The sequence below is a fragment of the Paenibacillus oryzisoli genome, assembly GCF_001653565.1.
GTDB classification, from domain to species: Bacteria; Bacillota; Bacilli; order Paenibacillales; family NBRC-103111; genus Paenibacillus_E; species Paenibacillus_E oryzisoli.
On sequence record NZ_LYPB01000069.1, the window covers coordinates 413,258 to 438,781 of the forward strand.

The following is a 25,524-nucleotide window of genomic DNA, read 5'->3' on the forward strand; positions in this document are numbered from 1 at the left end:
TACAAATAACTCCTCAAGCTGAATGTGATCTCAGATTTCATCAACAAGAGGAGTCATTTGCTATTAAGTTAGAATATTGCGGTTACTGGGTTGTTCAATTACCCAGCATAATATTAAATATGACGGTAGCTGCCTCTGCCCTAGTAGCCAAACCTTGAGGTTTAAAACTGCCGTCAATAAACCCGTTAATGAAACTAGCTTCTTTTAGTACTGCTATGGCTTCAGAAGCATAGGTGGAAATCATCGCTTGATCCATATATCCTCCACCAGATACTGATGAAATATTGATCATCCGATTAAGAAGAAGTGCCCTGTATGTCATCACTGCCATTTCTTCTCTTGTAATTACACGCTCTCCACCGAAAGTTCCGTCACTATTGCCTGTTACGATTCCAAGCTGTTCAGCGGAAGAAAGTGCTACATAATACCAACTTCCCATCTTCACATCAGTGAATTTGCTGACAGCCTGTGATTTAGATAAATCAAGTGCGTTCATCAAGATTTGCAAAAATTCATATCGGGTAACTGGACGGTTTGGTTCGAAACTCCCATTCTCCATCCCATTAATGATCCCACGCGCTGCGAGTGATTCAATAATCTCTTTTGCCCATGTTACTTTAGCAAGATCGGTGAATCCAATACTATTATATGCGATCGCATATTTGCTGAAGTGAGATGCTTTCCATACGATTTTCCCAGTAGCCACGTCGTATTTTGCAGTCTTTACAATACTCAAGATACCATTGTCAGATAGTGAGTAAACGATAATTTGATGTGAATTTTCACCTGATTTTGGCGAATAATCGGTCTCAACCTTGACTGAATCTGTTCCCTCGAACTGACTTACTCGCTGACCATTAACCTGTAAATTGAAGTCATAGACTGTATTTTCATTAATCTTCTGCTGTATTTCAACAGGGAATGCGCTTGAGTCCACTCGAGTAATAGTCAGTTCAACATTTTTGGATTCTGGATTCAATATATTTGAAGACTCATCCACGTTAAGAGTGATTATGACCATCCCAGATTTCACTACAATTTTTGTAATCTCATTACTTTTATCAACAACACCCTTGACTGGAATGTCAATCTTTATGCTTTGGACACTAGAACCCGGTAGTGCTGATACTTCAATGACCAGCTGCTTGCCAGTTGCCGATTCTATTGCTTTAGCAATATCCTCAGCCTTAATGTTGACCTGCACATGACCAGTAGCATCTACAGTCGGAGCAATGAATACTGTACCTTCTCTCACAGTAACTTCATGTTGATTATTATCTATTGTGGACATATTACCGTTGTTATCGTTATTACCATTATTATCAGGATTAGGATCTTTGACGATTACAGCGGCCTTAAATAGTGAGATTGCCAAATTCAATTGAGTGACAGCCTCATTCACTATGCTTTGTTCGATCTCACCATCCAATAAGATCGTATACGCTGACTCGATCGCAATTCTCAGTGCCTCTCTGGACGCAGTGGTGTAATTGCCGTTTTCTATTCCTTCCACTGAATTGGTGTACAGTTCTTCGGCATTCTGAATGGCAACCTCAAGCGCAGAAGAATTCACGCCGTTGACAGAATTGGAGAAGGTACTAATAGCTGCATTTAAGTTGGCAACAACTGCATCAACCTCTGACTGACTGACATCGATACGATTATTTATAATTTCCGCAGCATTGAGTGCTGCTTGCAGATGGGCCTTCGAACCTACTGGATACTGATTACCCATTTCCCCTTCCTCAGAATGTTCGATCATATGAGTGGCTGTCGAAATCACCGTACCTAAAGTTGACTTATCAATAACAATTACTGACGATTTAAACACATCGATTGCCACGAATAAAGCTACATTTGCATTATTCACCACTGTTTGATCAGCTAATGGATCACTAAAAACTACTGATGCCGTCTCAATCGCATTTTTCAGAAGCACTTTAGATTCAACTGAATAATTCCCGTTAAATTCACCAATTATTGCCTCATGATATACTACTTCTGCTACAGAAATTGTATTTCCAAGCAGATTTTTATTGACACCATTAACCTTTCCTTGAAACGTATCTATTGCTGTTTGGAGGTTAACAACTGCAGAGTATGCTTCAGCTTGAGAGAGTCTATTGCTACTTATAGTTAAAGTCTCACCTAAAGTTTCTTGTAGCGCGCCAATGATGTCTGCTGAATATTGACCCTCATCTACTCCTACTACTGCATTAGAGATTAGCAATTGTGCCTGTGCAATAGCAGCATTAAGTGGCCCACGATCAATGGTATTAAAAGAACTGCGGAAAATTAGATCTGCATTCGACAAGGTGGAACTGGCCACATTTACATCAGACTGAGTCGACAATAAGTTCTCTTGTACTGCTTTTGCATTCTCAATTACAGCAATAAAAGCATCAACTTTGTCTTGAGTATATTGTTCTTCCTTATCACCAATAACGGTATCATCTAGGAGAGCTTCTGCCATGCCAATCGCAGTACTAAGACTTACCAAGTTTATCCCTACTACTGAAATTGAAGATATTGCAGAGTATTTCCCATCTAAACTAGTTGCGGTAATCGTCGCGCTACCCGCTTTATGCCCAGTTACATAACCATGGGAATCAACACTGGCGATGGATGGATCGCTCGAAGACCATGTAACCATTCGAGTATCCGCATCTTCGGGCAGCACCGTTGCAGTCAATTGCGCTGAATTATTCTGACCCACCGTTAAAGTCGTATTATCTATTTGAATCCCAGAAACTGGGGTCAAATACGTACCGAATCCTTGAAATTCCACAATACAAGGCCATTGTGATGATGGCGTAATACCTGTAATCGTAATTTGGATCCATCGACCAATTGCATTATCTCCTAAAGTATCAGAGTAATTCGGTCCGACAATGCTATTACTCGTCTTGTCCAAGATTAAGGTATAACCCGTTGTCTCGGAATCCGATATTTCTACTTTGTACTTATAAATGTTCGCAAATGCAACGAAGTCAGCTCTGGACAGCTTTGCTTTTGCACCTAAATCAATTCGCACCCAGCGAGGTACCGCCGATGAATTGCTACACCAGGCAGTATTCGTATTCCCATCAACAATGTTGTTCGCCGAAGAGCCACTGCCTGTTGTCTGAGCTTTTGCGGGTTTCCCACTCGTAAGCAGATTACTTACTGTCACAATACTCGTAGCAGTAAATCCACCTTCATTAGTAGTTGCTGTAATCGTCGCATTTCCATTGCTTATCCCTTTTACAACGCCATTTATATCTACAGTTGCAACCGTTTCATTACTGCTTGACCAATGTACAAGTTTATTTAAAGCGTTAGTTGGCTGTACAGTTACAGTTAATTGACCCTTGTTCCCCGATAGTAAGCTCAAAGTTCCCGAACTAATGGTGACTCCGCTGACAGGCTGTGGAATATCAGAGGTAGTTAATGTAAGTGTTGGTCCATCAGTGGTCCAATCGCTCGTACCTGTCTTAGCCTGAATCTGGAAAGTATAGTTGGTCAACTTCGTGAGGTTTTTAACTTCATATGTCTTGTATGTTGCCTCCAATGTTGTCAGCTCTACTCCATCTTTCAAAATACGGTACTCAGAGACATTGTCTCTAGGCATTGCCTCAGTCCAATTCAACGTCAATTCCGTTGCCAACACGTTCGTGGCAGAAACTTTACCATCTCCCCATATAGGCAGTCGGTTATCGGATATATCCTGCCCTGTGATATCAACAATAATTGAAGACTTCATTCCTGAACCATCTGCGGTCGTTGCGATTACTTTTACTTGTCCATTCTTGTTCGCAATTAATACGCCACTATTTGTCACATAGGCACGATCTGTTTCTGTGCCATTGAGCTCAGATACTGACCAAAGGATAGTTGGGTCACTCACGTTAAAAGGAATAACCTTGCCAGATAGCTGCAAATTTCCACGGTTGTGTGAAATTGAATTATCACCCGTAATTACAACATCCGTAGCCGTAATATGAGGAGCTTGATATACCTCTACTTCTGCAAGCTGCATCATATAATTGGCTCCACTTTCATTTCGAAGCTTCGTCCCTTCTATCTTCACATAACGAGCTTGCTTATTCTCAAAATGGAAACCCTGAGGATTGCCAGTTGAGGGATTCGGATAGTCGGTTTCATTTATTACTTTTAACCAGTTCGCCCCATCCTGTGAAACCTGAATATTAAAATCCACCGGGAAATACTTGCCCAAATTTCCAGCATCCGATCGAGGAGATAAGGTAACCTGATTAATTGAATTTACCGTACCTAAGTCGATTGTCAAGGACTCTGTATGATTACTAGCATTTCCAGATGAGCTGGACCAACCTAGACTGCTAGAATTAGATTGCGTCACACCATCCACAACGAAAGCGTTTGACCAACCTGTAGAAATTAACGAACTTGTCGTTGTTATTGTCTTATTCTTCGCAATATTTTCAGGATTTACCAACGGGGATGGTTTATTCGTTACGTTTGCTATAGCGCTAAATGCTTTGAGTTCATTTAGTTGCAAGCGATACTTACCATCAGCCTGAGACAACTGCGTAGATAATAGGCGAACATAGCGAACATTGGCTGTATCGAAATTGAATGTCTGCACGCCTGAGACCGCTGCTCCATTATTATAATTTGTGTGAGAGGATAGATCCGTCCAGAGTCCGCCATCAGCAGATCCCTGTATTTTGAAATCTATCGGGAACCCCTTACCGCTATTTCCCTCATCATCTCTCGGGTAGATTTCAACTTTATTGATAGAGCGGGTTTCACCCAAATCTACAGATACCCATTCTGTTTGATTGGGAGTATCATAACCTAAGCTAGAATAACCTCTATTTGGATTGCCAACATCCGCCATTGTGAACGAAAATACAATACTATCGGTTAGTAAATTTTTAGTCCAACCTGTTTGTGGATTCTCGTAAGAGGTGCGCGCGAAAACTTGGCGTCCAGCTGCAACATTGACAAACGGCAAAGGCGGCGTACTATCCACAGGACCGGCAGTTGGTGAACTATCCGTTGATTCCAACTCAATCTGCATAACACTATATGCAGTCAAGTTCTCAATACGGTTAAAGCTTCCTGATGAGCTTTGAATAGAACTTTCCTTCAGAGTGGCATTCTCAGAGGGACCCACAGGATATCCTCTTAAGCCCGAAGCATAATCTTTCCAATAATTCCCGTTATTGCTGTCAACAAGCTTTTTCGTTACTTTATAGTTTTTCCCCATCTCTAGGTATGGTAGATTTGAGAGGTTGATCGTCATATTGACGTCAGTATTGGAATAATTCCAAAGGAGCATTGAGACTTTACCTGTCGTAGAATCCTTCGTTACGAACCCATAAGTATTTTTACTGTCTGCATTAGTACCTGTTATTGATGATTGCACAATTTGTGATTCCAAATTGTCATACATCTCAAACGTATTAGCAACAGCCTTTTTATGTCCGTCAATGGTAAATATACCGGAATCTGAAAAAAACAAACTTGTTGGAGATAAAGCATCAGCAGGCGTAAAGTAGTAGATTTGATCCACTTCTGGACGAAGAACAGCATCGTACATTCTTTTTGCCGCATAGGCAGCGTTCAAATTTGTATCCTTCTGAGTACCTCCTGGGCCACCACTTGTGTAGTCATAGTTCCACTCCGTATATTTAATCGGTTTCACTGGAACATTGTTACTGGAAAACAAATTGTAGATATTTGTAGATGAGAAATCAGCCGCTCCATATTGATGGACAGAAATGTAGTCAAACGGAATTGTTGGATTGTTCTTCAGGTAATTCATGAAAGTCGGTTTCCAACTTCCATCTGCAATATTTAAGTTCCTGAAGCCAATCCCCCCGATAACAGCTGTTGCATCTACCCCACGAATTGCAGTTGCAAAAGCACCGTACATTTGTGCTGCCTGTGCAGGAGTTGTCGGCTTATTGAAATTCTCCGGCTCATTATGAGACTCCCAATACCAGCCCGTGTACCCAAGATTCTTATAATGCTGAGCAATTACTCCCGAAATTTGTCCAAATTCGATAATTCCTTGTGCAGAAGGCGCACCTTCACCCGAGATACCGGTTCCGCCTAATGCACTTGGCAAATACCCTAGGCACATCATCGGGGTCATTCCCCGCTCAACAAGAGGAAGAATAATTTTGTCCAATTTAGTGAAATCATATTCCAATTGCTGAGTAACAGCGTTGCGGGAAACCACATGATAGAACAAGTCAGTTATGACCCAATCGATTCGAACGACTTTTATTCCAATTTCCTTCATTTGGTCATAATACGATGGTAACCAATTTAAGTTGTTGTTTATTAAATGACCCCCACGCGCTAAATTCTGTATTTTCACCTTATCGTAATTCCCAGTCGTTATTTTATAATCCGCCGATAACGTCGTTGCCCCCGCCGCTTGAACCTGTTTAGGTCCTACGGCCCCCAATAAAATTGACATAAATAATAAGAATGCCAACCCAGTCATTAATAACCGCTTTACAAACAAACGCATCTGACTTTCCCCTCTCGAAGTATCTATTTCGAAGCTATATAACCGCCTATTTCACAGCAATAAGAAGCTGAAGGTCACTTGAAAACCTCTAAAACTACACCAGTTGACGACGCTTACATTTCAAGGCAAAGAGCCCCTTGAAGTATGTAGATCGCCGCCTTCTTCCCCAAATGTTTCATGCCCCCTCAAAACATCACTTATGAAATCAATCATCTATCCCCTTCTACAATAGCTCCCATTTTTCTTAATGTGAGAGAGTACTCCATCATTTTAAAGGAAAAAAACTTAAATGATTATTTCATTATTTTGATATCTGTATCATTCCATTAGCTTTTTAATTTAATTTCATCTAAATCTTCCTAGATAAGTTTGTGATTTTTCTATTTGAAATCTCGATTATATATTAACCTCTACTCTCCCTCCTCAAATAGTCAGCATTATAAATCCTCGCATTACACACTATAAGAGTAAATCACTATCCTTCACAATAAACTCTTTTCAGTTCCTTAACTGTTTTCCGTTCCACCTAAATTTTGTTAGCTTTTTTAAATGGTTGTGATATAAATTTAATCATTACTAAGAAAAAACAGACAGAAACGAATAAACCATTCCTGTCTTTCTATATACAACCAGCATTTCATCACCTTTGACAGATTAACCTTTCACAGCACCAGATGTAAGCCCCGACACAACATATTTTTGCAGTAAAAGAAATATGACAACAATAGGCAGGGAAATAAGAATAATATCAGCAAATAATAAATTCCAATCAGAGTGCTTTTGTCCGTAAAAACTAAAAGTAGTCAACACTACTGTAAACTTTTTTGGTGTATTCATTAGGAAGATCGAAACTGAAAAGTCATTCCAGATACCCATAAACGAGATTATGATAACTGTTACAGTAACAGGAAGGATCAGAGGAAATATAATTTGACCAAATAACCTGATAGGCCCACAACCGTCAAGTGCTGCGGATTCGTCTAAATGATTTGGAATGCTTTTAAAATAACCGGTAAAAAGAAAAACACTTGTTGGGAAAGATAAAGCAACAAAAACAAGAATGATACCTGTGTACGTCTGAGAAAGTCCTAGGCTTTTTATTAGGAAAAACGTTGCTGGAGCACAAAAAGGAACAGATAGTCCAGCAATAATCGCATAGTTAGCCCCTTCTGTCAGACGACTTTTTCTTCGTTGGATAATAAAACCGCTCATAGCTCCAAAAAAAACAATAAAAATGACAGATAAACATGTAATCAGCAAACTATTTTTGTAGGCTGTTGCCAGTTTGGCTATCTGGATAACCTCACTATAGTTATTCAGAATTTGATTTAGAGTTACACCGTTCCATGACAAGCTTAGCTTGTTACTGCCGGCATAATCTTTAAAAGAATTTACAAGAATCATGTAGATGGGGACTAAGATTAACAAACTTAACAGTACTGCAATGAATTCCATCGAATATTTACGGATAGATAATTTCATAGTTCCACTTCTCTTCTACGAATAAATGCATAAGTAATAATGGAAGTAACTGCAACGAATAGTGTTAATACGACATTACCGGCACTAGCGAGACCTTGCAAATTGTTTCCGAAATTTTCAAATATTGCTGTATTTAAAACCTCAGTCGCCCGGCCTGGACCGCCTCCGGTTGTTGCAGCAACCAAGTCAAACACTCTAAGTCCACCAATGATATTACCTACTAAAGCAACATTGAAGGCAGGCATAATCAACGGGAATGTAATGTGCCAGAAGCGTTTCACTCCAGAAGCTCCATCGATTTCTGCGGATTCATAATACTCCTTTGATATCGATTGTAGACCGGAAAGTATAATAACCATATTATATCCAGCCCACTTCCAAGTTTCGATTCCAGCAATAGAGAAAATCGCAAGTTTTACGTCCGTTAACCAACTCAATTGGAATACTTCCATATGCAAAATACCTAGTGTCTGATTAAGCAATCCGTTAGTAGGATGTAAGATCGCCGTGAACAAAATACCGACTGCAATTGTATTTAATACTGCTGGCAGGAAAAATACTGTTCGAATGAAATTACTTGTTTTTAATTTCTGATTAACGAACAAAGCAAGTCCCATCCCTAGTCCAACTTTGGTGATACCTGTAACAAACGTAAAAATTATCGTATTCTTCAGAGCAATTTTCATTAAGGGATCTATCACTATATCCTGATAATTACTTAGTCCGATGAATTTAGCGGTATAAAAATCCCAACTTGTAAAAGAGTAATAGAACGTAGTAATAAAAGGTACTAAGAAAAAAATGAAGTATACGATAAATCCTGGAGCCAGCCCCCAAAGGGGATACATCCTTTTGGTGTAATTGTTCTGCACGCATATTCTCCTACCCTATATAGAATACTCGGTTGACTTGCCTCAATGATTATAGGTAAGTCAACCGAATTCCAAATCTCTATGTTTATTTATTTAGCCGACCAATTGGGATCTTGTTTTGCCTTGGCTGCTTTTGCAAAATCATTGTCCAGTTCTTTCGCTACGTCTACTGGCGTTTTTCCACCAACGAGCATGTCTTGCAAATACTTCTCAAATGGACCTTTTTGATATTTTGTATAATCAAGAGGTGACTGGAATGATTTCCCCTCATCGATTAGTTTTTGAATATCCTGTTGCGCAGACACCAAGCCATTGACTTGGATACCTTTAGCAAAAGGAATATCGGGTTGCGCTTTAAAGTACGCTTGTTGGGCTTCCTGCGATACCATGAATGCGACTACTTTCTTTGCTAACTCTTTGTTCTTGGATTCAGATGGCACCCATAATCCACTTGGTGGTGAAAGATTAATAAGTTGACCTTCATCAAAAGGAATACCGAAAGCGCCGATATTATTGGCTTTATCCTTATCCGCTTTTACCAAATCAGGTACGATCCAAGATCCCATAGCATACATTGCGATCTTCCCGTCAAGTAACGCTTGGTGAGAAGATTGGTCATCATCAGATAAGAATGTTTTATTAATGAGCTGCTTATCTGCTAATTCTTTCACTTTACTGATCGAATCAACGAATAACTTCAGATCCGTAAAATGAGTTTTATTCGTACTTAATCCATCCGCAGTCGGTGTCACTTTTTCTTTAGAGTCTCGAACGGCACCTACAAGCGGTATAATTTGCAAGGTCCAAGCATCCTTACCTGCAAAATAAACAGGTGTTATTCCCTTCGCCTTCAATTGTTCACTTATTGCAAGAAATTCTTTCCAGTCTTTAGGTACTTGAAGGCCATTTTCTTGGAAAACTTTCTTGTTGTAAAACATAGACATTGTACCAACTTCGCCAAATGGAGCTACAATTAATTTGCCGTCTGATTTATATTTAGGAGTATCCAGCGCTTTGCTGTCATAGTTTTTCATCCAGTCACCTGAAAGATCTTCTAGTCGAGCGCTTCCACCTAATTTACTAGACCATGTAGCATCATACCAAGAAAGAATATCTGGCGGTTCGCCAGCAGCAAATTTCGTTTGAACGACTTGATCGCCAGCGTCGCCCTCTGCTATCTTCTCCAGCTCAATTTTCGCACCAAGCTCGGCTGATTTGGAATTGACCAAATCGACAACAGCTTGAAAGCCAGGTCTTACCCAAGAAGAATGTACAACGAGTGTTAATGTTTTCACAGCTTTAGCTGTAGCAGGCGTCTGAGAACTTGCTCCTGCTTTATCTGTTGCTGTTGCATTTGGCGAGCTAGTCCCTGCTGAGTTACCGCATGCAGCTAGGGTTAACATGGTGACAACCATGCCAGTGGATACAAGAAGTTTTCCCCTTTTCACTTTCATCTCTCCCTTTAAGTTAGTTACTAATTGGTTCTATGAACATGATAACTTATTTACATTTCATCAATCATTTCAATCTGTTATCATTGAGTATAGTTTTTTAAGGGAAAAAATGATTAATAAATTATACTAAAACAGCCCGCCGATCATTATGGCAGGCCCTAGTTGAAGGGGATATTTTAGTGTTCTTCTTCAATATACTGTTTTGGCGTGACACCGTATCGTTTCTTGAAAACGCTAAAAAAATAAGGGTAGTTATGAAAGCCACAGTTAGCTGCGATTTCTCTCAACTCCTGCACCCCCTCTTTAAGCAGCACGGATACCTTTTTTAACCTTACTTCTGCTAAGTATTCGGTAAAACCAATGCCTACCTGCTCTTTGAAGATTTTACTTAAATAGACTTTGCTGATGTTAATAGATTGCGCAGTTGAATCCAAAGAAATATCTTTTGCATATTGTTTATGAATATATGTTATAGCCCTATTAACATGCAAAGAATCGTACTTTTCACCTGTTTCTAACAACTCCTCAAACAACCTGTCAAAAACTTGGTGAAACCAATGTCTTGCATCGTTGATGGACTCAAAGATCTGTATGGCTTCCGAAGGTGGTTTATTATTATATACTTTCTTAATTTCCACATGGAGCTCTTTACATATCCGATTCACAATACTGATTAGATCATTAAAAATCATTTGAGAACTGTAGATATCTAGACTCCTCTGAATGATTATCTGAAACACCTGATTCAGCATCGTTTTAGTCTTCTCTGAATCTTCTAAATGAATCATCGCGATCAAGCTTTTCTCCATTTCCAGGCTGATACCTTTAAAAGAATTCGTCATTTGAGTGGGGGATGATTCTTTTATAACAGTATTCTTACCTTTTAAAAATTTCAATGTCATCTGTACCCTTGCAACCTCGTAACTACTCTTTAAATCAACAATGTTCCTTGCATTGGGACCAATACTAAAACTCACAGTTATATTCAAATATCTTTTTAAGGAAAGCCTTACTCTATCCAACACTTGCATGGTTCCTTGTTCATTAGTAGAAGAACTTACGGCATATTTGAATGAACGAAGAAGCACGAACTGCTCAGTAGCCACATGGCAGATTGCCCCATTATCCTCATCCTTCAAGATTTCCTCGATAATATTCAAAATAGCAAAATTAAATAAGGATATCTCCTTCATACTTCTCTCCGCATTCTTCTGCTTATATCCGTCAACGCACATAATAATCACGCATATATTCCTTAAGTCTAATTTTATATCCAACACGGCAAGTCTCTGCTCAATTTCCTCTTCCCTATACAAACCTGAAAGTAGGTCTAATGTAAACTTGTTTCGCAGCGCTAATAAATTGTTCTGGTCCAACGATCGGAATGTGTTTGTATTATTGGCAAGCTGTTCCTTTGCTCTAAGTAGCGTGTCTAGCATCGTCGATGCATGTAAATTATGTTTCAATATATAATCAACTACGCCGTCTTTTAAGGCACTTCGCACATAATCATAATCATCATAATTACTTAGTATGATGACCTGTATATGAGGGTATTGAACCTTTAACGTATTCATTAATTCAATACCACCCATTTTGGGCATTTTCACATCAGTCAATACAATATCGGGATTACATTCCTTGACCATAAACAACGCCTCAATCCCGTCCTTGGCTTCACCACAAATATGATAACCATTTTTTTCCCAATCCAACAGAAGCTTTACTGTTGTTCTTACTAGTAACTCATCATCAACAATCAGTATTTTAACCATCCGTACCCTCCTCTATTTCAACAATATAAGGTTGTGTAATTTTCACATGGGTGAAATAGTACTTTTCGCTTACAATGTTAAAGCTCGCCAGCTCGCCATAGTATAAGCTCAATCGTTTTCGAACATTGACAATACCTATGCTTTTGTTGTTCAAATCGTCATGCATAATCTCCATAATTCTCTCTTCATCCATACCAACTCCGTTGTCCTCGATGTCAATCATTAAAGAATCATTGCTCTTGTAAATTCTTACCACTAATATGCCTTGACCTTTCATTTGGCCAATCCCATGTCTTAATGCATTTTCAACAATCGGCTGAAGCAGAAGCTTTAATATTCTAGCATTCTCTATTTCATTCTCAACAGATATTCGTGAGATAAATTTACTATTATATTTATATTCCTGTATGCGAAGGTAATTAGTTAAGTATTCAACCTCTTCACGAACCGTAATCATTCTACGACTATCCATATTGACATGCATCAGCGTTGCTAAAGATTCAGAAACGTCCCTAATCCCTTCAGCTCCTTGCAATTGAGCTAAAAATTTAATTGTATTTAATGTATTGTATAAAAAATGAGGATTAATTTGTGCTTGCAGCGCTTTCATCTCTGCAACTCTTTTTTCACTTTCGTTATGAGCTGTCGATTCGACCAAATCCTGAATACGCTGTACCATTCGATTAAATTGGTTGTAGAGTTGGCCTACTTCATCTTGGCTCTTGATCTGTATGGCAATATCGAGGTTGCCGCGATCGATTTTTTTCATGGCTTTGCTCAGTAATAGTAGGTTGCGAGTAAGAATTAAAATAATCCCGTACAGAATTGCAAAAGAAATAAGAGCTAAAAAAGAAGTAAATAGTAAGTTAGCTCTTTGTGTTTTATGAATACCTTCTAATAATTTTGTCTTAGGAATAAGCCCCACAGTAGTCCAGTCTGTAAAAGAAGAATGGTTAAAGATAGCTAATGTGTCTTCCCCAGCGATATCTAAGTAAATGTTATTTTTGTATTCTTGCTTACTCTCCCATGCTTTCATAACTGCTTCTGGTAAAATAAAAGGTTCTAACTCACTTGGTGGTTTCAGTATCCACCCACCATTACGATTCAACATAATAATGGATGCATTGTCTTTTAAGTTAACGTTAAATATATCTAGCAATAGATTAAATCGAATGTCTGCTTTAACAAACCCAATGACCTTGTCTTCTTTTACTATAGGTCTCACAATTGAAATGACTGAATCTTTGCTTTGAGGATTCTTAAATTCGACAACTCCATTTATATAAGAATACGGCCCTATAATTAACTTACGTCCTTTAGATTGCAGTACATCGGAATACCAGCTTTGCGTCTTCACATCATCGAATCGCATAAAATCTCCTGCACCTGTCATTCTGCCAGCTAAGTCAGTTACCATTAAGCCACTAAGATATCTTTTAAAGTTCAATTCATTGGCAATCAGCGATTCAATTTTTCTTTCATCCTTCAGAAAATCGATTTGGGAAGAATAACCGCTTGAGGAAAACGCATTGATTATATCTGGATTAATGGAGAGCATTGTAACAATATGATCAACATCCCGCAGTGAAACTTCAAAATTATCATTTGTTACTTTAAGCATTTCATTCATATACGAAGTCGCGGAAGCCTCAGTATCGCTCGTTACGCGTGAATTCCATTGGTACGTATTCAATATTGTAAAAATAACAACGAACACGATCACACTTAAAATAATTTTATATTTAATACTTAGATCTCTCATAGAATGTCCTTTCTATCAGAACAAATGCAAAAAGTACAAATACCCCCATTAGGGGGTACTCTCGCTTCTTAAGACTAACCTTTCACGCTTCCCAATGTTAAACCCTTAACGAAATACTTCTGCAAGAAAGGATAAATGCAAAGAATTGGTAGTATGGATACAAAGAGTTGTGCAGCCATAACCGTACGATTCGAAATGTTGTTTAACAAGGTTAAGTCAGCTGTATTTATATTTGTTAATGACTTAGAAACGATTACCGTGCGCAAGTAGGTCTGCAATGGATAATGACTTGGCGAATTCATATAGATCAAACCGTCAAACCAGGAATTCCAATGCGTAATAATGCAAAACAATAAAATAGTTGCGATTGAAGGTTTAGAAATAGGTAAATATATGCTCCAAAGTGTTCGCCAATTTCCAGCTCCATCCATCATCGCTGACTCCTCGAGTTCATTGGGTAACGTACGAAAAAAATTCAACATTAAAATAATATTAAAAACGTTAACCGCTGATGGGATAATAAGTGCCCAGATTGAATCCATTAGTCCTGTCGCTTTCACAACCATAAAACTGGGGATCAACCCTCCGTTGAAGATCATAGTGAAGGCGAAAAACCAAGCATAAACTGTCCTCATCGGGAAGCGACGATTTGTTTTAGATAATGGATAGGCAGCCAAGATAGTCAATATCATATTTATAGAGACTCCCAAGATCACGCGCTCAACTGCAACTAGGAACGACTGACCAAAGGCGGGATTTTCCAAGATATACTTATAAGAATCCAAAGTGAATCCAATTGGCCACACACTAACCCAACCAGCTGTCACGGCTGAGTTAGAGCTAAATGACATTGCAAGCATGTGTATGATCGGAAATACGCAGGTCAGTGAGAATATGGCAAGTGCAGCATAATTAATAATAAGAAAAGATATTCTCCCGAATGTTCGCTGTTCCAACATTGTTGTAACCTCCTTAAAAAATGCGATAGTCTGCTAATTTATAAGCTAAGTAGTAAGAAGTGGAGATAAATATGAAAGAAATGACTGATTTGAATAGGCCTACCGCTGTCGCCACGCCGTATTGCATTTGTTCTATACCAAGTCGATAGACAAATGTGTCCAGAATATCCGAACTACTGTATACCTGGGGACTATATAAATTAAAGATCTGATCAAAACCAGCATTTAACACATTTCCTAGAGCTAATACAGTGAGCAGAACAATAATCGGACGCATTCCTGGAAGAGTCACATGCCACATTTGATTCATATGTCCCGCGCCGTCGAGTGCTGAAGCTTCGTACAATGATTTATCAATACTTAGAATAGCCGCCAAATAGACAATCGTGTCAAATCCAACCTCTTTCCAAATGTGTGATGCAATAAGAACGAACCGGAACCAACCTGAATCACCTAAAAAGTAGATAGGTTTAATATGAAATTGTGATAGAACAATATTTACTAATCCACCCGAGGGGGAGAGTAAGTCGATCAATATGCCAGACAGAATTACCCAAGACAGAAAATAAGGTATATATACCAGCGTCTGGACTGAACGTTTAAAGATCATATGCTTGACTTCATTCAGCATGATTGCCAAACAGATAGGAAGGACGATACCTACAACAATCTTAAGTAAAGCAATCACTATTGTATTTGACATGACTTGCATAAACCCAGGCATATTCCAAACGTATTTGAAATTATCCATTCCAATCCATGGTGAGCCAAACCAACCGTTAGCCGGAATGAAATCCTGAAACGCAATTGCAAGGCCAGCAAGCGGCCCATAACTATAGATTAGGATAAGAATTACTGCCGGCAGTAACATGATGTGGAATGCAGCTCTTGGCATACCTCTTCTTTTTCGAAATGTCGTATTCATGGTCTTAACTCCATTTCTCTCGTAATTGAAGTAGAGGGAGACTTATCTCCCTCCGTCTTCTAATGTTTTAATTTATTTCTTCGCAGCATCCCAATCGTTTACTTCTTTCGTGATTTGTGTTAATCCAAGCTTATTGAGATTTTCTACAAATGCATCGAAATGATCGATTGACTCTGCACCCATGATAACTTTTGTAAAGAATTCCATCTCTGTTTTCTTGATCGTATCCATCCGGCTCTTCATCGTATCCGTTGGAGATCCATAGAAATTGTCTAGAAGGAACAGATTATTTTTGTCGTATTCATTCATGATTCTGAACGAACCCGTTTCACCGAATACTTTTTCGAACTGTGCTTGCGTGTTGTCGCCGCCTTGATATTTTTTAATATTGTCATAATATGTTTTCTCTTCACTATTCAATTTAGCGGCATCCCCTGATTTCATTGCGTTCGTAACATTCAGATGCGCTGACAAATTTTTCTTAGCTGCCCACTCTTGGAATATTGTCGGATGTTGTCCCGGGCCTTTCGGTCCAAAAAATTTGTCATATAATTGTACATCCGGTCCGCGATTTACTTCTACAAAGTAATTTAACAACTTCACTAACGCTTCTGGATTCTTAAAATTTTTATTAACAACATAATATCCACGTACATTTAGCTTGATCTGAGGCTTAGCTGGCTGGCTGTTATTAGAAACAAGTCCATATGAGAGCCAGTTGGAGTCTTTGAAATTATCCTTCGTTTGTTGAAGTGGATACATGGCGTTCCACATTGCACCATATTCGATGCCAACTCTGCCGCTTGCTGCTAGTTCTGTCGCTTTTGCGGAATCCTTCGCGCCGAAATCCGCCTCAATAAGGCCTTCCTTGTACAGTTTGTTCAAGTACACTAGTGCTTCTTTCATTTGAGGTTGAACACTACCATAAGCAAGCTTCCCTGAGCTATCTTTTAACCAAATACGCGGATAAGCCTGGAAGCCATTAAATATACCTAATGCTTCACCAACGCCTGGATCAAGAAAGTCCTTATTTAGCATTAAACCATACGTATCTGATTTGCCATTGCCATCTGGATCCTTTTCTTTAAACGCTTTCATTACGTTATATAGTTCATCCAATGTCTTAGGGACTTTAAGTTGCAGTTTGTCCAGCCAGTCTTGCCGCATCCATAAGAATGATGCTGTATCAATAGACGAATCTACTTGTGGAATAGCCAAGACCTTACCACCAAATGTTGCCGAATCCCATGGTGCTTGGCCTGATTCACCCACGGTATCCTTCGTTAGTTTTGAAGCATACTTATCATACACATCTTTGAGATCTGTTCGAATTAAATTCGTTTTAGACAATAATGCTAATTGCTCAATGTTGACTGTCATAATATCAGGAATATTTCCAGAAGCGATGGCAACACTCTTCTTTTGAGAACATAAATCAGTCCCTGAACAAAACCAGGTTGCATTCAGGTCGATACCATACTTATCTCGATAATCTTTATTCCATGGATTGTTGGGCCAATCCGCTTCCTTAAAATCCTTTGCCATAGCATCGTTGATTTGAAAATCGATCGAAACTTTCAGTGGTGGATCATACTTCGCGTTAGGATCTGCAGAAGTTGCAGGTGTAGTTGCAGATGCAGTTGCTGCAGGCGTTGCACTATTGGTAGCACTATCTTTTTTCTCGCCACATGCAGCCATAATTCCGGCACTTAAAATAACTGTGCTAAGTACTAATAAACTTTTCTTCACTGTCTGTTCCCCCAATATGAATGATTTGTTTACATTCTTAATGATAGAACATGACAAATACGCAAGCGATATCACGTTATTGACATCGCTTACACTTTGTTGACTTCTTAAATTTCCACATATCCGTTAAAGCAAATAAAGAGAAACAGAGAGCATGTTTACTCTCAGTTTCTCTTTATTAAATCCATAATTTCTATTTATTGTTATTCCATTCATTAACTTCTTTCGTTATTTGCAGCAGCCCTATTTTATTCAATTCCTGTATGAATACATCGAAGTTATCAACCGATTCAACTCCCATAATAACTTTTGTATAGTATTCCATTTCTTTGTCACTAATAATTTTCATTTTTGATTTCATCGTCTCGGTTAGAGAGCCATAAAAACTATCCATCATAAATAGGTTTTTGTCATAATACATTTTCATTGCATTGTAGGAACCTGTTACACCAAAAACTTTTTCATATTGAGCCATACTGTTATCTCCAGCCTTGTATTTAAGAATGTTTTCATAGTATCCTCTTTGCTCCGGAGTCAACTTGGATACATCACCCGTTTTCAACGCGTTTACCACATTTTCGTGTGCTTGTAGATTCTTCTTCGTAGGCCATGCGCGGAAAGGCATGTAATGAAGGCCAGGGTTTTTTGAAGGGTCTGTTATCCCATCCCCAACATTATAAAATTTATTATATTCATCCATATTTTCGCCAAATGATTTTTCAGTGAAAAGATTTAGAATTTTAATCACAGCTTCTGGATGTCCGAATCCTTTCTTCACAACGATATAATTTTCGTTGTTTAAATTAATTTTTGCTTTTGCAGGTTGATCATCACTTGAGAGAATGCCCAATCCTCTCCAATCAGAATCCGGAAAATTATCTTTCGTTTTCTGCAACGGCGTCATTGCGTTCCACATAGCACCAAATTCCACGCCTGATCGATTTGCTGCAGCGGCATCCGTAGCCCTCTGCCAGTCCTTGGCTGCAAAATCCTTTTCAATCAAACCTTCTTTATATAACGTTTGGAGATAAGTCAGTGCTTTCTTCATTTCTGGCAGCGTGCTGCCGTAGACCAAATGCCCTGATGAATCATTAATCCAGGTTTGCGGATAAGCATGGAATCCGTTAAAAATTCCGATAGCTTCAGCTGCGCCTTGTTGTAAGAAATCTTTACTCAGCATAAGTCCGACAGGTTTGCCTGTTTTACCTAGGTCTGCTTTTACGAATGCTTTTATCACTTCATGCAATTCATCTAAATTTTTTGGCTCTTGAAGGTTCAATTGTAGCAGCCAATCTTTGCGTATCCACATGAAGGAAGCAGCATCACCTGAAGAGTTCGTCATGGGAATGGCAGTGAGCTTGCCATCGGACATTGCCGCTTGAAATGCTGCATTGCCTTCCTGTTTCATGATACTTTTTGTCAATTGGGACGCATATTGATCATAGATAGGTCCAAGATCTTTATTAATCAATTCCGCTTTGGACAGTAAAGCTAGCTGCTCAATATTTACGTTAAAAATATCCGGTAGGTCACCCGAAGCAATATCTATTGAAACTTTTTGCAATGATTGCTCAGTAGAGCGAGTAATCCATTTATACACCAGGTTAATACCTAATTCGTCTTTCATTGCCTTGTTCCATAAATTATTCTTCAAACCTAAATCTGAATATTGTTCCTTTATTGCCTCATTGACTTCAAAGATTGTTTTTATAGTAATTGGCGGATCATATTTTGCCATGATATCTGGATTCGGTTTCAAATTGGTGTCGGCGTTTGGATTATTGGATGGTAAACTTGTAGTTTCTTCACCATTGTTCGTGCAAGCGACGAGGAAAATTAGTAAAAAAGCAGCAATTGTTGGACAAACAAACATACTCTTAAATGTAGTCATTCAATTCCCCTTTCGCCCGTTCATTTGCTAAGCGCGGTTCCTGTATTCTTGCGGTGTTATGCCGACCACTTTTTTAAAAAATCTGCTAAAATAGCCTGCAGTAGTAAAACCTAATTGGCTCGCGACTTCTTGAATTTGAAGAGCAGGGTTTTTAAGGTTTTCTTTAGCAGAATGAATTTTAAGATTTGTAATGTAATCCGATAACGTCATTCCCTCCGTTTGTTTAAACAGCCGCGACAAATATTCAGGCGTTAAATAGATCTGTTCAGCAAGATGAATAAGCGTCAGATCGCCATCCAAATGTTTATTAATATATTGTTTTACCTGGTATATCGCCCTTTCCTTTTCCTTCCCCATCTGTTCTCTGTTTAACTCAAACAGGAAATTCGTCATTTCCTTCGCATAATCCCAAACAGCCTCCCATTTGCCTTGTAAAAACAGTTCTTGCCATCTTGTTAGCAATGACAAATGTACACTTCGATCTCTCTCTTCCAAATTCGTATATAACGAACTAAAACCTAGCCCCAGCAGATAAAAGAGTTCAAAGACAAATGTGTTATCCTTATCAATCGGTCCATGTAAGGCCTCCTTAAACTCGGCAATCGCTCTAAAACAAGCCTCTTGCTGTCTTGTCTCCAAATGATTTTGTAATTGCCCAGCCTTTTTGATTAAGACATGTCCCTCGATCGCATCAGATAAGTTCTGATGATTTGGTGATCCCCAGTGATCGTTTGCATCCGTTAATATCATTCCCCTCTCACCATAAAACTGCATCAATAACAGTTTTAGAAATGAAAAGTGTTGAGGTAGTTCATCTATTAGCGATGATTTGTTAAGCCAAGCAACTGACAGCGGAGCTCTCCATGACATCTGGGCAGTTTTCAACAATGTTTCTAGCGTACCACCAACAAAAGAACATGCACGCTCCCAACTCAGGTTCATCTGAGTTTTCGGTTGAAGCATAACAATAATATAGGACGGGCTGTATATACTGCTCACAACTTCAGTCAATGAGCCTAGAAGCATATGAGCTACATTTTGAATTGAAACAAATTGGTTATTTATTTCCGTTCTTGACATACCTTCAGCATCATCCATACGAATCAATACAAGAATAAAGGGTTGATTGACAGATAAACAAATAGATAACTCCTTGAACTGTTGTTGATTAATATCACTCACTTTGAGTGAACCTTCCATCAAATCAGTGATGTATAACGTTCTCATGTGCTCAATATGCATTTTATAATAAATATCCGCTTTATCGGTGAGCGTTTCCATGAGTAAGTCAGTTTCAACATCTTTAATGGCAAGTGAGACATTTTCCAGAATTAGTGCATCGCCATCTGCTTTTAACACATACCGGACATCCGAATATTGAATTGCTTGATAAACGTAATCAAATTCATTATGTCCCGTAAGAAAAATCACTTTACAGCGCGGCCAACGCATTTTAATTTGATCTAGTAATTGAAGGCCTGACATTTGTGGCATTCGAATGTCAGTAAGCACAATGTCCATACGGACACGCTCTAAAATTGCTATCGCCTCAAAAGCGGATGATGCCTTAAATATAGTAAGCTCCAGTTGCTCATTTTCAGTGAACAACTCAACTAAACCTTCTAGAATATAAGGCTCGTCATCAACAATCAGCAATTTATGCATGTGATAAATCCTCCCCCTCAATGATAATACAAATACAAATCCCCCCATATCGACGACTTAAAGAAGCATTCAATCCACTATTTGGACCAAATACAGATTTGAGTCTCCGGTCGACATTGCGAATAGCTGTTGTTTCCTTATCAAAAGAATCATCGGTATTCAGGCATGCATGAATGCGTGCCAAATTATCCTCTGCACGATCCCCATTATCTTCAACGCATATTTTCAGTTGTTGATCGTTCAGTTCAAAAGTAATAGACAAAACGCCTTTATCCAACTTGTCCTCCATCCCATGTATATAAGCATTCTCAATCAACGGTTGAATAATGAGTCGGGGGACCTGTCGAGGCTTGAAGCGTTCAGGTACTTCTCCAAAAATGAGTGTCACTCGGTTGTTAAATCGTGTTTGTTGGATATTCGCATAATTTTTAGCGTGTTGAACCTCATTTTCCAGAACAACCAAATCACTTGAGTTTTTAGTGACAAATCTGAAATATTGAGCCAATTGGTCAACAAAAATAACCGCTTCTTCCAGTTTCTCTAATTTGATCATTCGAACAACGATAAAAAGACTGTTATACAGAAAATGAGGATTAATTTGAGATTGCAGCTGCTTTAATTCTGCTGTCTGAAGCAAGATGGTTTTCCTGTACTGCTCATCTATTAAATGCCGAAGACTATCCACAGTCCAGTTGAACTGTTCATACAGGTATCTGTACTCATCCTGATGGTTATGATGTATGACCGTTTCCAAATTCCCCTCTTCCACCCGTTTAAACGCACGTACCATTTGAAGCAGCGGGCGGTGAATCGTATTATTGTTGTAAGCAAGAAAAAAGCAAATAGCGACGAACGTCAATACTGTAAAAATCCAGAACCAAATAGCTCTTCTATGCACTTGCTTGAAAATGACATCTTTTGGAATAAACTGTTGGAGAAGCAGCTTGTTATCTTTTGATGCGGCAACCTGAATGACCATGTAAGACTTCCCAGATATATTTCTTTCTTCTGAAAGCTGTAATTGATTGGAATTACCATCAGTCTCTGATTTTAGAAATGGTTCAAATTGATTCTCTCCATTACTATCGTAAGTAAACTGATATTGATCACCTATTCTTAGAATCACAATTCCACTATAGGTTCTAATATTCGACTGAACTAAGTCATTTTCAATTTCAGGAATTGATAATTCTATTTCTAAAATTACGGTCGGTGTCTCTTTCATTGGATCAATTGTTATTGGAGATAGATCTGAAATGGTCATATAAAGCTTCCCACTGCTATACACAATTTGGGATGGGTGCCTTAAATTCTTCTCATTTATCATTTGGGAGTCAAATTCGCCTAGTCCAGTCACCGCGGATAAAGCTATGTTTTCTTTAGGTGCATATAATTTTATATCTTCCACAATGGGACTCATATTTCTGATTGACTGCAGTCTTGACTGAACAGAAAGAATAGCCTGTATTCTCGCATATGAATCATGACTATCATAGCCGATAGCAATTTGATTCACATAACGGTCTGTTAACATTTCAAACTGCATTAAGGAAATTTTATTAATTGTATTTTCTAAATTTTTGAGGTAGTAATCTGATTGTTCCATGGATTGTTCAGTAATGTATTTCTTCATATGTGATATATCCCAATTATATAAATAAAGGCTGAACACATAGATAGGTATGATAGCAATAATAAAACTGATGATTAACTTACTAAAAATTGATTTTAGCTGAAATTTTCGATAGCGAATAAGGATGTCCTCCTATTAACTTACTTAAAACAGGTTTCAAACTGATAGTTGCCCGAACCAACTCTAACTATCGTATAATAGTATCCACCTTCATACACAACATCATGGCTAATTGGATAGCCGTTCTCTAACACCAATGCACCTATCCCAAGAATTGGAATACGCACCTGTGCGGATGTATTAGCTGGAATGCTCACAGCTAAACTGACTTTCTCTTTGGAATGTGAAAAATCGACTTCAATTAATCCTCTGACTGAATGATATTTGCCGCGCACATGGTGAAGTTTCTCACATAGGTACGGTGCAATACTAATTTCTTTATAGGCTCCCGAGATTGATGATATACCGAGTAAATCCTTGTAAAGCCATTCCAATATATGTCCCATCATATCATGATTACGTGAACGTGCATCATCTGTCCAGAACTCCGGCAGTGCTGTCTCTCCTTTTTCGACGAATCGTATGTAACTCGGATGCTCTGGTTGCATCATCATATCAAACACAATATCATTGCGTTTCGTTGCTGACAGCGCTCCAAATAAAAACCTAAGACCTATCTCTCCTGAATGTATTTGCCGTGAAGAGGCGGTTTTATGAAGAGTTAATTCAACTTCCTTTCGATTGGCTTCAGGAACTAATTCGAAAAACAGTGGCATTGCCTGGATAACCTGATTATCAGAATCAAACTTGCCGTCAATTTTACAATACACAGTGCGAATTTGACCGAAGCAAGTAACCGTCTTAAGTAACAGTGAGTTGTAAACCTTACGTATCCTTTCTGACTCTTCCAAGTAGTAATTAGCATCAGCTGGCAGTCCCAGTAGTTCAGCAAATTTAACCATTAGTCGGAAATTCCCATAATAAATCGCAGACTCCACATTCTCGATATAATCACCACCCGTTTGTGGATGAATACCCCAATCCCCAAGACCATGATTAATCAGTCCACCATAAACTTCTTTCGACTTCAAGTAAGCCATATAGGTTTTCATTGCCGGATAGGCCAATTCAATTGCTGTTTTATTTCCATATGTCTCTAAAAGCAAGTCCGGGACGGTTAAAATAGAACTTCCCCATGCAATAGAATCACGAAATCCTTCTTCAAATTTAGAGTATTCTGGTGCAATATCGGGTATAAGGCCTTCATCTGTTTGAGCTTCTATCATATCCTGTACAATCTTGAGCCATAGGTCTTCTACATGTTTCACATACATGATGGAGGGACCCATTAGGCCAGCGGTTTCAATCCAACCTAACTTCTCAATCGTCGGACAGTCTGAATGAACACTTTGCAGATTGCTTTCAATAGCTTTCGTAATGATATCTGCAAGCTTTCCAATTCTGGGATCATTCGTTTCCAGTTCGCCTGTATCAACCGAGTCTGATGTAGCGAAATGCCCCTTTACATCATGTATAAATGGCTTGTATTTATTCTCTACATCTCGTGTACAACCTTCAATCTGTACCCATCTTGCCCCATAGCAGGAGAAATCAGGTTTCCATACTTCAACTTCGCCAGTCCCCTCCAGTATATACTCGGAGTACGTAACTATATCCCAAGGTGTCGCGATGGTTCCGTCTTCCCTCATTAATTCACCTGGTTTGATCGTAACTTTTGTTCCTGCTGAACCACTAACATAAATTTCAAACATGCCTGACATATTTTGCCCTAAATCGAACACAAAAACCTCAGGTAACGGTTCGTTAATTTGAATGGCATTGTAGATATTTTTCACAGTAATAGCAGGCTGATTTTGCACAACCAATTCTCCAGTAGGAGGGTTCAAGATCACTGCTTTCAGCCAATCTGAATCGTTATAACCTACTTGCGACCAGCCGTGTGGGTATAGACGAGCGTCAAAATTTTCAGATCCATATACGTTAGCTAGCGTGGTGGCGCTATTCCGCACCTGCCAATCTTCATCATTCGTAAGTATAATTGAACGACTTCCGTCCTCATACTCGATGTGGCATTCAGCTATAGTCATAAGTTGACTGCCGTATGGCTCATAACCTTTGTCCATCGTGTAAAAGTGCCTACCCCCGCTGTCTCCAGCAAAAAATCCGTTGCCAACATGCAACCCCATAACATTCCAACCCTGAGTCAAAACATCTGTCACATCAAAACAGATATACTGTATGGACTTATGGTAGTTCGTCCATCCCGGATCCATCTCATGATTCCCTATTTTGCTGCCATTCATATAACAATTAAAATGCCCTAGACCTGAAACTAAAACATAGGCTTTTCTCACTTTAGAGTTAATTTCAAAGGAGCGGCGGGTATAGAATGGCTTACTTTGTCCACTGCCGATCCATTTGGCTTTCCATGAATCCTCCAAGTAACCAGTTACAAATGATGACACATCGCTCCATGAAATATGATCATCTTGATCCCATACTTCCACTTGCCAGTAGTAGTCTGTGACACTACCAAGTGGTAACCCTGCGTAGCTCACAGCCAGTTGTTCTGAGGACGTAATTATACCGCTATCCCATACTAGATTCTGAGCTAACGCCAGGGACTGCTGGTCTTCAGCCACCACAATTCTATATCTTGTTTGGTGCTCATTCTGTTTCTCGTTCTGAAGCTGCCATGAAAATATCGGTTTACTCGCAGTAATCCCCAGGGGTGAAGCAAAGTTTTTTATTTTTAAGAGAATCGGTCTCATTTGTTTTCTCCTTTTTCAATCTGTGATTCTAAAAGATATACATAACTTAAATTCTTA

Annotated in this window: 13 protein-coding genes; all 13 read right to left on the bottom strand. The window is 38.9% G+C overall.

Translation table 11 applies throughout. The annotated features are described in order from the left end of the window. Window positions 1-94: 94 nt before the first annotated feature. The gene (locus A8708_RS16175; protein ID WP_204787561.1) at window positions 95-6,454 is read right to left on the bottom strand and encodes a discoidin domain-containing protein; all 6,360 of its coding nucleotides are present in this window, start codon (window positions 6,452-6,454) and stop codon (window positions 95-97) included. A gap of 708 nt (window positions 6,455-7,162) precedes the next feature. Further along, window positions 7,163-7,990: a carbohydrate ABC transporter permease gene (locus tag A8708_RS16180; RefSeq protein WP_068665166.1), complete on the bottom strand. Its 828-nt coding sequence runs from the start codon at window positions 7,988-7,990 to the stop codon at window positions 7,163-7,165. Further along, the gene (locus A8708_RS16185) at window positions 7,987-8,862 is read right to left on the bottom strand and encodes a carbohydrate ABC transporter permease (protein WP_204787563.1); all 876 of its coding nucleotides are present in this window, start codon (window positions 8,860-8,862) and stop codon (window positions 7,987-7,989) included. Before A8708_RS16185 ends, A8708_RS16180 begins: the two co-directional genes overlap by 4 nt. 89 nt (window positions 8,863-8,951) lie before the next feature. Then, on the bottom strand, window positions 8,952-10,310 hold the full coding sequence (locus tag A8708_RS16190; RefSeq protein ID WP_068665168.1) for an ABC transporter substrate-binding protein: 1,359 nt from the start codon (window positions 10,308-10,310) through the stop codon (window positions 8,952-8,954). A 182-nt stretch (window positions 10,311-10,492) separates the two neighbouring features. Next, window positions 10,493-12,091, bottom strand: a complete 1,599-nt coding sequence (locus A8708_RS16195) for a response regulator (RefSeq protein WP_068665170.1) — start codon at window positions 12,089-12,091, stop codon at window positions 10,493-10,495. Beyond that, window positions 12,084-13,853, bottom strand: coding sequence for a sensor histidine kinase (locus tag A8708_RS16200; protein WP_068665172.1), 1,770 nt, complete (start codon window positions 13,851-13,853; stop codon window positions 12,084-12,086). Before A8708_RS16200 ends, A8708_RS16195 begins: the two co-directional genes overlap by 8 nt. Window positions 13,854-13,927: 74 nt before the next feature. After that, window positions 13,928-14,812 (bottom strand): carbohydrate ABC transporter permease, encoded by an 885-nt coding sequence (locus tag A8708_RS16205; protein WP_068665174.1) that lies wholly within the window; start codon window positions 14,810-14,812, stop codon window positions 13,928-13,930. Between the two features lie 13 nt (window positions 14,813-14,825). Beyond that, a complete protein-coding gene (locus A8708_RS16210) occupies window positions 14,826-15,737 on the bottom strand; it encodes an ABC transporter permease (protein ID WP_068665176.1) in 912 nt (303 codons plus the stop codon). 72 nt (window positions 15,738-15,809) lie between these two features. Further along, window positions 15,810-17,486 (bottom strand): extracellular solute-binding protein, encoded by a 1,677-nt coding sequence (locus tag A8708_RS16215; protein ID WP_082927551.1) that lies wholly within the window; start codon window positions 17,484-17,486, stop codon window positions 15,810-15,812. A 193-nt stretch (window positions 17,487-17,679) separates the two neighbouring features. Further along, the gene (locus tag A8708_RS16220) at window positions 17,680-19,377 is read right to left on the bottom strand and encodes a type 2 periplasmic-binding domain-containing protein (RefSeq protein WP_068665178.1); all 1,698 of its coding nucleotides are present in this window, start codon (window positions 19,375-19,377) and stop codon (window positions 17,680-17,682) included. A gap of 27 nt (window positions 19,378-19,404) precedes the next feature. Further along, entirely contained in the window at window positions 19,405-21,042 is a 1,638-nt protein-coding gene (locus A8708_RS16225; protein WP_068665180.1) for a response regulator transcription factor, read from the bottom strand. Then, window positions 21,035-22,675 (bottom strand): sensor histidine kinase, encoded by a 1,641-nt coding sequence (locus A8708_RS16230; protein WP_068665182.1) that lies wholly within the window; start codon window positions 22,673-22,675, stop codon window positions 21,035-21,037. The genes A8708_RS16225 and A8708_RS16230 overlap by 8 nt, the downstream gene beginning before the upstream one ends. A 140-nt stretch (window positions 22,676-22,815) precedes the next feature. Continuing rightward, complete coding sequence (locus tag A8708_RS16235; protein ID WP_068665184.1) at window positions 22,816-25,467, bottom strand: family 78 glycoside hydrolase catalytic domain; 2,652 nt, start codon at window positions 25,465-25,467, stop codon at window positions 22,816-22,818. Window positions 25,468-25,524: the final 57 nt, after the last annotated feature.

Excerpts from the sequence above, each read along its gene's own strand:
- A8708_RS16175 (WP_204787561.1), bottom strand. The coding sequence starts at position 6,454 with ATGTCAATTTTATTGGGGGCCGTAGGACCTAAACAGGTTCAAGCGGCG.
- A8708_RS16180 (WP_068665166.1), bottom strand. The coding sequence starts at position 7,990 with ATGAAATTATCTATCCGTAAATATTCGATGGAATTCATTGCAGTACTG.
- A8708_RS16195 (WP_068665170.1), bottom strand. The coding sequence starts at position 12,091 with ATGGTTAAAATACTGATTGTTGATGATGAGTTACTAGTAAGAACAACA.
- A8708_RS16200 (WP_068665172.1), bottom strand. The coding sequence starts at position 13,853 with ATGAGAGATCTAAGTATTAAATATAAAATTATTTTAAGTGTGATCGTG.
- A8708_RS16205 (WP_068665174.1), bottom strand. The coding sequence starts at position 14,812 with ATGTTGGAACAGCGAACATTCGGGAGAATATCTTTTCTTATTATTAAT.
- A8708_RS16210 (WP_068665176.1), bottom strand. The coding sequence starts at position 15,737 with ATGAATACGACATTTCGAAAAAGAAGAGGTATGCCAAGAGCTGCATTC.
- A8708_RS16220 (WP_068665178.1), bottom strand. The coding sequence starts at position 19,377 with ATGACTACATTTAAGAGTATGTTTGTTTGTCCAACAATTGCTGCTTTT.
- A8708_RS16225 (WP_068665180.1), bottom strand. The coding sequence starts at position 21,042 with ATGCATAAATTGCTGATTGTTGATGACGAGCCTTATATTCTAGAAGGT.
- A8708_RS16230 (WP_068665182.1), bottom strand. The coding sequence starts at position 22,675 with ATGAAGAAATACATTACTGAACAATCCATGGAACAATCAGATTACTAC.
- A8708_RS16235 (WP_068665184.1), bottom strand. The coding sequence starts at position 25,467 with ATGAGACCGATTCTCTTAAAAATAAAAAACTTTGCTTCACCCCTGGGG.